Raw genomic sequence first — 12,896 nt, 5'->3', positions numbered from 1 at the left:
TACAGTGCTGTCGGCTTTTCTGTAGGACGGCGCGTTCAGTTGCTGGAAAGGCGATCACCCTTGGCAAACTTCCAGGTGCGGATGATTTCCAGGCGGTCCACATCGTTCAAGTCCCCGGTAAACGGGGCAAAGGGCGCGGCCAGGCGCACGATGCGTTGGGCCGCCTGGTCCAGCAGCGGCTGACCGGACGATTCCAGCACCTGCACTTCATATAAGGTGCCGTCGCGGTTGATCGACACCAAAAGACGCAAATTGCCGTAGATCTGCTGGCGCCGTGCCTCTTCCGGGTAGTTGAGGTTACCGATGCGCTCGACCTTCTTACGCCACTCGTCCTTATACCAGGCGCCCTTGTCGCGCATGGTCGAGGCGGCGTTCAGGCGGTAAATGCGTGGGCGCTTGGCGTACAGCTGTTGTTCATGGGCCAGTTCGGCTTCCAGGCTGGAGATTTCGTCGGACAGTGTCGAGCTGTCGAACGTCGGTGCCGGCTTCACGGGCTCGGGTTGCGGCTCGGTCTTGGTTTTCTCGCGCTGGACTGGGGCTTTTTGCGGCTTGGGTGCGACGGTGGTCACCGTGGGCTTGGGCGTGGCCTGTTTGACTTCAGGCTTGGGCGCCGGCGGCGGTGTGACCTTATTGACCTTGTTGTCCTGGAAGGGCGCCACTTCGGTGGTCTTGGGGATCGCCTTCTTGTCCAGGGTGCCACTGCCCTGCTGGTTGTCCTGGGCGAGAAAGTCGGCCTTCTCGGGCTTCTTTTCGCTCTTGAACGTGGCGAGGGTGATTTCCAGGGTCTTGGTGATCTGCTTGGGCTCGACCATGGTGAAACCCACGCCGAGGATCAAGGCCAGGTGAATCAATGCCGCGAGAAACAGGGTAAATCCGAGCCGATCAGCCGGGCGCACGCCGCTGTGGGAGAGTTCGGAGGGCAGATCGGACGGGAGTGTCATGACAAGAAAACCAACATCGCGCGTTTCACAGGTCGGGCATGATAGCGCAATGTTGGTATGTGTCCGGCTGTTCTATATCAGTTGGCCTGCAGCTTGCGTTCGATGGCGGCCATCAACATTTCGCCGATGTTCGTGCCAAATGCGTTATCGATCTCGCGAATGCAGGTCGGGCTGGTGACATTGATTTCGGTAAGATTTTCCCCAATTACGTCAAGGCCTACAAACAGCAAACCCTTTTCCCGCAGGGTCGGGCCAACCTGGCTGGCGATCCAGCGGTCCTTGTCGGACAACGGCCGCGCTTCGCCTCGACCTCCTGCTGCCAGGTTGCCACGGGTCTCGCCTGCCGCCGGAATACGCGCCAGGCAGTAATCCACCGGCTCGCCGTCGATCATCAGGATGCGTTTGTCGCCGTCCTTGATCGCCGGCAGGTAGGCCTGGCCCATGATCTGCTGGGTGCCCAGGGCGGTCAGGGTTTCGAGGATCACCGACAGGTTCGGGTCGCCGGCGCGGTGACGGAAGATCGAGGTGCCTCCCATGCCGTCCAGCGGCTTGAGGATCACATCACCGTGTTTGGCGGCAAATTCACGCAGCACGTCGGCACGACGGCTGACCACGGTGGGCGGCGTGCACTGCGGGAACAACGTGGCGAACAGCTTTTCATTGCAGTCGCGCAGGCTTTGCGGCTTGTTGACGATCAGCACGCCGGCACGCTCGGCCTGCTCCAGCAGGTAGGTGGAGTAGACGAACTCCATGTCGAACGGCGGGTCCTTGCGCATCAGGATCACGTCGAGGTCGCTCAGGGGGCTGTCGATTTCGTCCTGCAGTTCGAACCACTTCTCGGGGTTGGCAAACACCTGCAGCGGGCGCATGCGTGCACGGGCCTCGCCGTCGCCCTGGTAAAGGTCGCGCTGCTCCATATAGAACAGGCTCCAGCCGCGGGCCTGGGCGGCCAGGAGCATGGCCAGCGAGCTGTCCTTTTTATAGGAAATGCTGGCGATAGGGTCCATGACAATGCCGACGCGAACGCTCATGGGGGATTTCCTCTAGCAAAATTGGGGCGCATAAAAGTGGCGTCAGAGTGGCGCTGCGGCTGTTGTGGGTCAAGGAAAAACCACCGGGCGGGTGCCTCGATAGATTGCTCCCCGAGACTGTGCTAAAAAGACTGCCACGGCGCAGCAGCCCTTGAATTCCAAGGCCTGCGGCGCTCATCCTGTGCAACATCAGGCAGTACACACCGAAAACCGATTCGCTGTGGCGATGGTAGAGCAGATATGGAACAGCATTCCAACGCCTTGAGAGTGATGGTGATCGACGATTCGAAGACGATCCGCCGCACCGCCGAGACGCTGTTGAAGAACGTGGGCTGCGATGTCATCACGGCCATCGACGGTTTCGATGCCCTGGCCCGGATTGTGGATCATCACCCGCACATTATCTTTGTCGACATCATGATGCCGCGCCTGGATGGCTATCAGACCTGCGCCCTGGTGAAGAACAACCCGGTGTTCAAGTCGATCCCGGTGATCATGCTGTCCTCCAAGGACGGTCTGTTCGACAAGGCCAAGGGGCGCATCGTGGGTGTCGATCAGTTTTTGACCAAGCCTTTCAGCAAGGAAGAACTGCTGAGTGCGATCAAGGCCTATGTGCCCGGGTTCGCCGCAGTGGAACAAGCACACTGACGCCGCCTCACAAGGGCCGGCGCCGACCAATGTAGTGGGGAAAACCATGGCACGTGTTCTGATCGTCGACGATTCGCCGACCGAAATGTACAAACTGACCGGCATGCTGGAAAAGCACGGCCACCAGGTCCTCAAGGCCGAGAACGGCGCCGACGGCGTGGCCCTGGCCCGCCAGGAAAAGCCCGACGCCGTGCTGATGGACATCGTGATGCCGGGCCTCAATGGCTTCCAGGCCACCCGCCAGCTGTCCAAGGAGCCGGAAACCAACGGCATCCCGATCATCATCATCACCACCAAGGATCAGGAGACCGACAAGATCTGGGGCGCACGCCAGGGTGCCAAGGATTACCTGACCAAGCCTGTGGACGAGGAAACCCTGATCGCCACCCTGAACAAGGTGCTGGCCGGCTGACGGCACGCCATCATGACCGAGTCGCAAACCGCCTTCGAGTTGCTGCTGGACATCGACCGCCGCTGCCGCCTGCTGGCCGCCGACCTGCCATCCCAGGAAACCCGCCTGCAACGCTGGAGCGGGATTGGCTTTCGCCTGGGGCAGCATTGGTATGTCGCGCCCATGGGCGAAGTCGCCGAAGTCCTGCATGAGCCGCGTTGCACTTTAATGCCCGGGGTCAAGGCCTGGGTCAAGGGTGTTGCTAACCTGCGCGGGCGTTTGCTGCCGGTGATGGACCTCGGCGGCTTCCTTGGGCTTGAGCTGTCCAAGGCGCGCAAGCAACGGCGGGTGCTGGTGGTGGAATACAACGATCTGTTTGTCGGGCTGCTGGTAGACGAGGTGGTGGGGATGCAGCATTTTGCACAAGACGCCTTGCTGGTGAGCCCCAGCCCCGGCGCGCCATTTATCCAGGGCCAATTCGACGGCGAGCCGCTGTGGCAGGTCTTCAGCCCCTTCGCCCTGGCCCAGGCCCCTGGCTTCATGGATGTCGCCGCATGACCACCGCTACTACGCCCAAACCCCAGGCCGGCTCACGCAGCCGTTCACAGATCATCGTGCTGTTTATCGCGCTGATCGTATTCATCATGCTGCTGTTCGCCAACTTCGCTTACCTCAACACCCAGTCCACCTATGACAAGCAGTACATCGGCCACGCCGGTGAACTGCGCGTGCTGTCCCAACGCATTGCCAAGAACGCTACCGAAGCCGCCGCCGGCAAGGCCGCCGCATTCAAGCTGTTGGGCGATGCGCGCAACGACTTTGCCCGACGCTGGGGCTACCTGAAAAAAGGCGACCCGGAAACCGGCCTGCCCGCTGCGCCCAGTGCGGTCCGTGCCGAAATGCGCGCGGTGCAGACCGACTGGGAGGCGCTGCTGAAAAACACCGACGCGATCCTCGCCAGCGAACAGACCGTGCTGTCCCTGCACCAAGTGGCCGCGACCCTCGCCGAAACCGTACCGCAATTGCAGATGGAGTCGGAAAAGGTCGTCGACATCCTGCTGCAACGCGGCGCGCCGGCCAGCCAGGTGGCCTTGGCCCAGCGCCAGTCGCTGCTGGCCGAGCGTATCCTGGGCGCGGTCAACACGGTGCTGGCCGGTGACGAAACCGCCGTCCAGGCCGCCGACACCTTTGGCCGCGATGCCAATCGCTTCGGGCAGGTGCTCAATGGCATGCTCAACGGCAACCCCGGGCTGCGCATCACTCAGGTAGAAGACCGCGATGCCCGCGCGCGGCTGGCGGAAATCGCCGAGCTGTTCGAGTTTGTCTCCGGCTCCGTGGATGAAATTCTCGAAACCTCGCCCCAGCTGTTCCAGGTCCGCGCCTCGGCGAGCAATATTTTCAACCTGTCGCAAACCCTGCTCGATGAAGCCTCGCACCTGGCCACCGGTTTTGAAAACCTCGCCAGCGGACGCAGCTTCGACACCATCGGCGGCTATGTGCTGGGCCTGTTGGCGCTGGCCTCGATCATCCTGATCGGCCTGGTGATGGTGCGCGAAACCAACCGCCAACTGCACGAGACCGCCGAGAAGAACGAGCGCAACCAGAACGCGATCATGCGCCTGCTCGATGAAATCGAAGACCTGGCCGACGGCGACCTCACCGTGACCGCCTCGGTGACTGAAGACTTCACCGGCACCATCGCCGACTCCATCAACTATTCCGTGGACCAGCTGCGCGACCTGGTGGCCACCATCAATCTCACCGCCGGGCAAGTGGCGGGCGCCGTGCAAGAGACCCAGGCCACCGCCATGCACCTGGCCCAGGCCTCCGAGCATCAGGCCCAGCAGATCGCCGAAGCCTCCACCGCGATCAACCAGATGGCCCAGTCCATCGACCAGGTGTCGGCCAACGCGGCCGAGTCCTCGGCGGTGGCGGAACGTTCGGTGGAAATCGCCAACAAAGGCAACGAGGTGGTGCACAACACCATCCACGGCATGGACAACATCCGCGAACAGATCCAGGACACCGCCAAGCGCATCAAGCGCCTGGGCGAGTCGTCCCAGGAGATTGGCGACATCGTCAGCCTGATCGACGACATTGCCGACCAGACCAACATCCTCGCCCTCAACGCCGCGATCCAGGCGAGCATGGCCGGGGATGCCGGGCGCGGCTTTGCGGTGGTGGCCGATGAAGTGCAGCGGCTGGCCGAACGTTCGTCGGCGGCCACCCGGCAGATTGAAACCCTGGTGCGCGCGATCCAGGCCGACACCAACGAAGCCGTCATTTCCATGGAGCAGACCACCACCGAAGTGGTGCGCGGTGCACGGCTGGCCCAGGACGCCGGGGTGGCGCTGGAAGAGATCGAAGGCGTATCGAAAACCCTGGCCGCGCTGATCCAGAGCATCTCCAACGCGGCGCAGCAACAGACCTCATCGGCGGGGCAGATCTCCCTGACCATGAACGTGATCCAGCAGATCACCACGCAGACGTCATCGGGCTCCACCGCTACCGCCGAAAGCATCGGCAACTTGGCGAAGATGGCCAGCCAGTTGCGCAGGTCGGTGTCGGGTTTCACCTTGCCTGCGGCCAAACAGGTTGATGATTGAAATGCGATCCAAATGTGGGAGGGGCTTGCCCCCTCCCACACTAGATCTCCATTGGCTTTGAGATCCAGGCAACCCACGAATTCTAAGCGGAGCAGTTATGGTTGATCGGCACGACTACGTGGCCCTTGAATGGGTCAAGGGCGACATTGCCGAAACCCTGAAGCAGGCCCGTTCGGCGCTGGATGCATTTGTCGAGACCCACGACGATGGCGTGATCAGCCAGTGCCTGGACGCTATCCACCAGGTGCATGGTGCGCTGCAAATGGTCGAGTTCTACGGCGCGGCGCTGCTGGCCGAAGAGATCGAGGAACTGGCCCTGGCGCTCCAGGCCGGGCATGTCGGCCAGCGCGAGGAAAGTATCCGCCTGCTGCAACAGGCCTTGGGCCAACTGCCGTTGTACCTTGACCGGGTGCACAGCGCTCGCCGTGATTTACCGCTGGTGGTGCTGCCGCTGCTCAACGACCTGCGCAGTGCCCACGGCGAAAGCCTGCTGTCGGAAACCAGCTTGTTCAGCCCGCAACTGCTGTCGATTGCGCCGCTTGCCGAGGACGCCCTGGCCCAACGCGCGCCGGCCGACCTCCAGGCGCAACTGCGCCAGTGGCATCAACTGTTGCAGCAAGCCCTCGCCGGGCTGCTGCGTGAAGACCACGGGCCGAGCAACCTGGAAGACATGGCGCGGGTGTTCGCGCGCCTTGAGGCGCTGTGCCAGGGCGCGCCGCTGTTGCCGCTGTGGCAAGTGGCGTCGGCGCTGGTCGAGGGCATGCTCACCGGCGTGGTCGCCAACAGCCCGGCGCTGCGCAGCCTGCTCAAGGCCAGCGACAAGCAGCTCAAGCGCCTGCTGGCGCAGGGCATCGGCGGGATCAACCAGCCCGCACCGGATGAACTGCTCAAGAGCCTGTTGTTTTACGTCGCCAAAGTCACCCGGCCGACCCCACGCATGCAGAGTCTGAAAGAGCGCTACAGCCTGGATGAGGCCTTGCCCGACAGCGCAGTGGTGGACGCCGAACGCGCGCGCCTTGCCGGGCCGGATCGCAACGCCATGGGCTCGGTGCTCGGTGCGTTGTGCGAAGAATTGGTCCGGGTCAAAGAGCGCCTCGACCTGTTCGTGCGCAGCGACCGCCAGCACACGAGCGACCTCGACGCGCTGCTGGCTCCCCTGCGACAGATTGCCGATACCCTCGCGGTGCTGGGGTTTGGCCAGCCGCGCAAAGTCATCATCGACCAGCTGGCCGTGGTATTGAGCCTGGCCCAGGGGCATCGCGAGCCCAACGATGCGGTGTTGATGGACGTCGCCGGTGCGTTGCTCTATGTGGAAGCCACGCTGGCGGGAATGGTCGGCACCGTCGAGCCGGAAGGCCACGAAGAAAGCCGCCTGCCCACCACCGACCTGACCCAGATCCACCAGTTGGTCATCCGCGAATCCTGCCAGTGCCTGCAGCAAGCCAAGGAGCTGGTGATCGACTGTATCGAAGCCGATTGGGACCGCCAGCGCCTGGAATCCCTGCCGGAACTGCTGAGCCAGGTGCGCGGCGCGCTGGCGATGATCCCCTTGCCCCGCGCGGCCAGCCTGATGCGCGGTTGCACCGATTACGTCGACGAACAGTTGATGGTCAACGACAGCCCGCCGTCGGAGCTGCAACTGGGGCATTTCGCCGATGTGATCAGCAGCCTGGAGTATTACCTCGAACGCATGCTCCAAGACCCGGACGCCGCCGGTGAACGGGTGTTGGAACTGGCCACCCAAAGCCTGGCTGCGCTGGGCTACCTGCCCGCCGAAAAACCCTGGCGTCAGGCGCTGGCGGCACCCGATGGCGCGCTGTCGAGCGAGGTTGCGCCCAGCCAGTCCCAGTTCGACGCATTGGCCAACCCCACTTCGGGCCTCAATCCGCCAGCCTTGCAACGCCCCGGTAGCCTGCTGCCGCCGCCGGCCGATGAAGCGCCCATCGACGATGAACTGCGCGACGTCTTCCTCGAAGAAACCGAGGAAGTCCTTGAGGTGCTGCACCGTCACCTGCCCAACAGCGCGGACAAAACCGCCCAGGGCGAAATGCGCCGCGCCTTCCACACCCTGAAAGGCAGCGGCCGCATGGTGCGCGCCCTGGTGCTGGCGGAGCTGGCCTGGGCCGTGGAAAACCTGTTGAACCGTGTGCTCGAGCGCAGCGTGGCCCTCGGCCCCGAGATCCAACAGGTGCTGGATGACGCCGTGGCCCTGCTGCCGGCATTGATCGCCGACTTCGCGACGGGAGAGCAACACCAGCGCGATGAGGTCGACGCCCTGGCCGCCCGCGCCCACGCCTGGGCCAACGGCGCCCCAGCGTCGGTCGGCGAACCCCACGATCCGATGTTGCTGGAGATCTTCCGCAACGAAGCCCAGAGCCATCTGGACAGCCTCAACCACTTCCTGCAACAGGCCGCCGAGCATGTGCCGCTGCAAGTCAGCGATGAACTGCAACGCGCCCTGCACACCCTCAAGGGCAGCGCCTACATGGCCGGCGTGTTGCCGATCGCCGAGCTGGTGCGCCCACTGGATCACCTGACCCGCGAGTACAAAGCCCATCGCCTGCCGCTGGACCTGGACGAAGTCGAGTTGCTGCTGGAAGCCGAAGGCCTGTTCCAGCGTGGGTTGCGTCAACTGGACCGCGATCCCCTGGTGTCGATCAAGGGCGCGGATGACTTGATCCGCCGGACCCAGGCCCTGCTCGACCATCAACTGGCCGCGCTGCTCGACGCCCCCAACACGGGGTTGCGGATCAAGCGCGACCCGCAACTGATCGCCAACTTCCTGGCCCAGGGCATGGACATTCTGCTCGACGCCGAAAGCCTGCTGCGCCGCTGGCAGCAGCACCCCGGCGAACGCCAGGAACTCACCGCGCTGCTGGATGAATTGACCACGCTGGGGGAGGGCGCCCATGTCGCTGACCTGCACGCCATCGATGAACTCTGCGAAGCCTTGCTCGACCTCTACGGCGCCGTGGAAGAAAGCAGCCTGGCGGTCAGCGAGCGGTTTTTCCATGAGGCCGAGCAGGCCCATGAAGCGCTGATCAACATGCTCGATCAATTGGCCGCCGGCCAGGAAATCATCCCGGCACCGGCACGTGTACACGCCCTGCGCGAACTGTTGGACGATGCACTGGACCCTTCTGCCACCGGCCTGATCAAAAGCGACGGCAGCCGCGCCTTGAGCATCTCCGAACTGGGCGCCGCCACCGCGCAACTGCAGGATGAAACGTGGATCGACGATGAACTCGTGGAAATCTTCCTCGAAGAAGCCGTGGATATTCTCGACAGTGCGGGGCAGTCCCTGAAACGCTGGCTGCTGGAGCCGGACAGTGCCGCGCCGTTGTCGTCCCTGCAGCGCGACCTGCATACCCTCAAGGGCGGCGCGCGCATGGCCGACATCGGACCGGTGGCCGACCTGGCCCATGAACTGGAATGCCTGTACGAAGGCCTGGTGGATCGGCGCTACAGCTACTCCAGCGAGTTGTCGCAGGTGCTGATGGCCAGCCATGAGCGACTGGCCTTGCAACTGGAGGAACTGCAGCACCATCAACCCTTGAGCGACAGCGCCGAACTGGTCGCCCGGTTGCGCGCGCTACGCCAGGGCGGCATGCCGGCTGTACAGGCCGCCCCACCTGCGGAAACGCCGGGCACCGACCCCGAGTTGCTGGACATCTTCCTCGAAGAAGCCGCCGACATTCTCGACAGCTCCGGCAGCGCCTTGCTGCGCTGGCAGGCCGAGCCGAACAATCGCCAGGAAGTCGAAACCCTGCTGCGCGACCTGCACACCCTCAAGGGCGGCGCGCGCATGGTCGAGATCGGGCCGATCGGTGACCTGGCCCATGAGCTGGAATTTCTCTACGAAGGGCTGTCCGCCGGTTTGCTCGCGCCGTCCGCCGAACTGTTCGCGTTGCTGCAGGGCTGCCACGACCGCCTGGCGCAGATGATCGACGCCGTGGCGGATGGGCTGCCGGTGGGTTCGGTGGACAAGCTTATCGAACGTATCAAGAGCCTGGTGCACCCCAGCGATGAGCCCGTGACGCCCGTGGCGCTGCCCGCAGGCAAGGCCGAAGCGGTGGTTGATCCCGGCGCCGACATGGTGAAGATTTCCGCTGACCTGCTGGACGACCTGGTCAACCTGGCCGGCGAGACCTCGATCTTCCGTGGTCGTATCGAGCAGCAAGTCAACGACGCGCGCATTGCCCTGCATGAGGTGGAAACCACTATCGAACGCATGCGCGACCAACTGCGCCGCCTCGACACCGAAACCCAGGGGCGCATCCTCAGTCGTCAACAGGCCGAGGCCGAGCGCCTGGGCTATGAAGAATTCGACCCGCTGGAAATGGACCGTCATTCGCAGTTGCAGCAGCTGTCCCGGGCGCTGTCGGAATCGGCCTCCGACCTGCTCGACCTCAAGGACACCCTCGACCGCCGCAACGAGGACGCCCATGGCCTGTTGCAGCAACAGGCGCGCATCAACACCGAGTTGCAGGAAGGCCTGATGCGCACGCGCATGGTGCCCTTCGAGCGCATGCTGCCGCGCCTCAAACGCATCGTGCGCCAGGTGGCGGGCGAGTTGGGCAAGGACGTGGAGTTCATCGTCGGCAATGCCGAGGGTGAAATGGACCGCAATGTGCTGGAGCGCATGGCGGCACCGCTGGAACACATGCTGCGCAACGCCGTCGACCATGGCCTGGAGCCCCGCGATGCGCGGCTGTTGGCCGGCAAGCCGGAGAAGGGCCGCATCACCCTGGACCTGACCCACGAAGGCGGCGATATCGTTTTCGACATGCGCGACGACGGTGCCGGTGTGCCTCTGGACGCGGTGCGGCGCAAGGCGATCAAGCGCGGTTTGCTCGCCCCTCATCAAGAGATGAGCGACCGTGATGTGTTGCAGTTCATTCTGCAGCCGGGGTTCTCTACGGCGGAAAAGATCACGCAGATTTCCGGGCGTGGCGTGGGCATGGACGTGGTGCACGAAGAAGTGCGCCAGCTCGGCGGCTCGATGTTCATTGACTCGACACCGGGGGAGGGCGTGCACTTTCGCATCCGCCTGCCGTTTACGGTGTCGGTCAATCGGGCGTTGATGGTGCACTGCGCGGACGATCAATATGCGATCCCGCTCAACACCATCGAAGGTCTGGTGCGGGTGCTGCCCCATGAGCTGGCGGGGCACTACCAGCAGGATCCGCCGTGTTATGAATATGCCGGCCAACGCTACGAGCTGTTTTACCTGGGTGACCTGCTGCACACCGTCGGTCGCCCGAAATTACTGGGCCAGTATCAACCCGTGCCGGTGTTGCTGGTGCAGTGCAACGAGCGCCGTGTGGCGGTGCATGTGGACGCCATGGCCGGCACCCGGGAGATTGTGGTCAAGGGCCTGGGCCCGCAGTTTTCCGGGGTGCAGGGGTTATCCGGCGCGACCATCCTGGGGGATGGGCGCGTGGTGTTGATCATCGACCTGCTCGCGCACATCCGCGCCCGGCAACCGGCCTTGCCGGCCCAGGCGGTGGATGCTCCGTTGATCCTCAACGACCCGCTGAAAAAGCGCCCGCTGCTGGTGCTGGTGGTGGACGACTCGGTCACCGTGCGCAAAGTCACCAGCCGCCTGTTGGAGCGCAACGGCATGAACGTACTCACCGCCAAGGACGGCATCGACGCCCTTGCCGTGCTCGAGGAACATACCCCCGACCTGATGCTGCTCGACATCGAAATGCCGCGCATGGACGGCTTCGAAGTGGCCATCCAGGTGCGCAATGACCCCCGGCTGATGCGCCTGCCGATCATCATGATCACCTCCCGCACCGGCCAGAAACACCGCGACCGCGCCATGGCCATCGGCGTCAACGACTACCTGGGCAAGCCGTACCAGGAATCGGTGCTGCTCGAAAGCATCGCCTACTGGAGCAAATCCCGTGCTTGACCACCGCACCAGCCAACTCACCGGCCTGCTCCTGCCCCTGGCCGACCGCCACCTGATACTGCCCAACGTCGCCATCGCCGAATTGATCGACTTCCAGCGCGGCGAACCGGCCAGCGATGCGCCGCCGTGGTATTTGCGGCAAGTGACGTGGCGAGATCGACAAATCCCGTTGATCAGCTTTGAAGCGGCGTGCGGCGAGGCCGGCGTGACCGGCGAACGCTCGCGGATCGTGGTGTTGAATGCACTGGGCGGCCGACCGACGTTGAAGTTCATTGCGCTGGTGATCCAGGGGATTCCACGGTCGTACAAGCTCGATAGCGAATTGAGCTACGTGGACGTGCCGCTGTGCCCGCTGGAACTGGCGGCGGTGCAGGTGGGGGAACATGTGGCGAAGGTGCCGGATTTGATGGGGCTTGAAGCCTTATTGGTCGAGTCCGGACTGGCCTGAATCTAAGTCATGTGAGGATCCCCTGTGGGAGGGGGCTTGCCCCCGATGGCGGTGTGTCAGTCACTGCATCTGGTGGCTGACCCACTGCCATCGGGGGCAAGCCCCCTCCCACATTAAAGTGCCGGTGTTTGACGGATTGCGGGTGGTCTTAGGATTTTTCCTGCAAGATTTTGGGCTGTGCATGAACTTGTCGCGTGCAGCCCGCGCGCCTAGTCTTCGTCCCGTCATCGCAAAAAACGGTGACACGGACGTGCAAGTCCGACGAAACTGTTTAGGCGTACAAACGCCCTGCCAACCAACGGGCGTTTTTTGTGCTCGCTGCTTTATGGCGGCTGCGCGCAGGAGGTCTTCGGACCTGCTGGGTGTCCTAAACAGGCCCGGTCTTGCACACCTGCGCACGGTCGCCACCCTCATTCGCGTGCAAGCGAACGGTGGCGCTCCTTACTGACTGTTTAGGAGTTTCATCATGATCAAACCTACCCCTAATCTGCCTCTCTTCGCCGTAAACCCCCACCAAACCACCGAAACGCTGCTGGTCAACGCCAGCGAAACCCTGTCCTCCCTCAACGCACTCACCTGCAACCTGGCCTTCGACCTGGACACTTCCCAGCGCGCCATCATGCTCGGGATCCAGCAAATGGCCGAGTTGGGGCAGTTGTTGGTGGATCGGGCGCTGGAGCAGGTCAGCCCTTCTGCGGAAGAAGTCCCAGCCAGGGATTGATCATTCCCTTTTTGGGACCGCTATCTAACAGGCACTACTGAGCAAATGTGGGAGGGGGCTTGCCCCCGATGGCTGAGTGTCAGTTGATACATAACTTAGCTGACCCTCCGCTATCGGGGGCAAGCCCCCTCCCACATTTAGATCATCTTTTGGCTCGGCTCAGCGTTTACTGATGCTCCATTACTCCAAC

General features: G+C 63.2%; 9 protein-coding genes. 7 read left to right on the top strand and 2 right to left on the bottom strand.

Annotated features, from left to right (window positions below):
• Positions 1-35: 35 nt before the first annotated feature.
• Together B9N88_RS21775 and gshB are read right to left on the bottom strand one after the other, a co-directional pair.
• The gene (locus B9N88_RS21775) at positions 36-941 is read right to left on the bottom strand and encodes an energy transducer TonB (RefSeq protein WP_027606083.1); all 906 of its coding nucleotides are present in this window, start codon (positions 939-941) and stop codon (positions 36-38) included.
• A gap of 77 nt (positions 942-1,018) precedes the next feature.
• The gene (gene gshB, locus B9N88_RS21770) at positions 1,019-1,972 is read right to left on the bottom strand and encodes a glutathione synthase (protein WP_027606082.1); all 954 of its coding nucleotides are present in this window, start codon (positions 1,970-1,972) and stop codon (positions 1,019-1,021) included.
• A 240-nt stretch (positions 1,973-2,212) separates the two neighbouring features.
• Between gshB and pilG the strand changes: the two genes are divergently transcribed.
• The 7 genes from pilG to B9N88_RS21735 all read left to right on the top strand — a co-directional run bounded on the left by pilG (position 2,213) and on the right by B9N88_RS21735 (position 12,706).
• Positions 2,213-2,620, top strand: a complete 408-nt coding sequence (pilG, locus tag B9N88_RS21765) for a twitching motility response regulator PilG (protein ID WP_027606081.1) — start codon at positions 2,213-2,215, stop codon at positions 2,618-2,620.
• Positions 2,621-2,666: 46 nt separating this feature from the next.
• Positions 2,667-3,032: a twitching motility response regulator PilH gene (gene pilH, locus B9N88_RS21760; protein WP_014720320.1), complete on the top strand. Its 366-nt coding sequence runs from the start codon at positions 2,667-2,669 to the stop codon at positions 3,030-3,032.
• A 12-nt stretch (positions 3,033-3,044) separates the two neighbouring features.
• Complete coding sequence (locus B9N88_RS21755; protein ID WP_027606080.1) at positions 3,045-3,569, top strand: chemotaxis protein CheW; 525 nt, start codon at positions 3,045-3,047, stop codon at positions 3,567-3,569.
• Positions 3,566-5,617, top strand: a complete 2,052-nt coding sequence (locus B9N88_RS21750) for a methyl-accepting chemotaxis protein (protein WP_027606079.1) — start codon at positions 3,566-3,568, stop codon at positions 5,615-5,617. Before B9N88_RS21755 ends, B9N88_RS21750 begins: the two co-directional genes overlap by 4 nt.
• Positions 5,618-5,714: 97 nt before the next feature.
• Positions 5,715-11,537 carry an Hpt domain-containing protein gene (locus B9N88_RS21745; protein ID WP_027606078.1) on the top strand — a complete coding sequence of 1,941 codons (5,823 nt, stop codon included), beginning with the start codon at positions 5,715-5,717 and terminating at the stop codon, positions 11,535-11,537.
• Complete coding sequence (locus B9N88_RS21740) at positions 11,530-11,985, top strand: chemotaxis protein CheW (protein WP_027606077.1); 456 nt, start codon at positions 11,530-11,532, stop codon at positions 11,983-11,985. The genes B9N88_RS21745 and B9N88_RS21740 overlap by 8 nt, the downstream gene beginning before the upstream one ends.
• A 466-nt stretch (positions 11,986-12,451) precedes the next feature.
• Positions 12,452-12,706 (top strand): DUF6124 family protein, encoded by a 255-nt coding sequence (locus tag B9N88_RS21735; RefSeq protein WP_027606076.1) that lies wholly within the window; start codon positions 12,452-12,454, stop codon positions 12,704-12,706.
• Positions 12,707-12,896 lie beyond the last annotated feature (190 nt).

This window comes from Pseudomonas sp. LAMO17WK12:I1 (assembly GCF_900177315.1).
In the GTDB taxonomy this organism is placed as follows: Bacteria; Pseudomonadota; Gammaproteobacteria; order Pseudomonadales; family Pseudomonadaceae; genus Aquipseudomonas; species Aquipseudomonas marginalis.
The sequence above is the reverse complement of the archived record's forward strand: the minus strand, read 5'-3'. Positions and strand labels throughout refer to the sequence as shown.

Bases quoted from the DNA above. Each gene is read 5' to 3' on its own strand.
- gshB (WP_027606082.1), bottom strand. From the start codon at position 1,972: ATGAGCGTTCGCGTCGGCATTGTCATGGACCCTATCGCCAGCATTTCC.
- B9N88_RS21745 (WP_027606078.1), top strand. From the start codon at position 5,715: ATGGTTGATCGGCACGACTACGTGGCCCTTGAATGGGTCAAGGGCGAC.
- B9N88_RS21750 (WP_027606079.1), top strand. From the start codon at position 3,566: ATGACCACCGCTACTACGCCCAAACCCCAGGCCGGCTCACGCAGCCGT.
- B9N88_RS21735 (WP_027606076.1), top strand. From the start codon at position 12,452: ATGATCAAACCTACCCCTAATCTGCCTCTCTTCGCCGTAAACCCCCAC.
- B9N88_RS21775 (WP_027606083.1), bottom strand. From the start codon at position 941: ATGACACTCCCGTCCGATCTGCCCTCCGAACTCTCCCACAGCGGCGTG.
- pilG (WP_027606081.1), top strand. From the start codon at position 2,213: ATGGAACAGCATTCCAACGCCTTGAGAGTGATGGTGATCGACGATTCG.
- B9N88_RS21755 (WP_027606080.1), top strand. From the start codon at position 3,045: ATGACCGAGTCGCAAACCGCCTTCGAGTTGCTGCTGGACATCGACCGC.
- pilH (WP_014720320.1), top strand. From the start codon at position 2,667: ATGGCACGTGTTCTGATCGTCGACGATTCGCCGACCGAAATGTACAAA.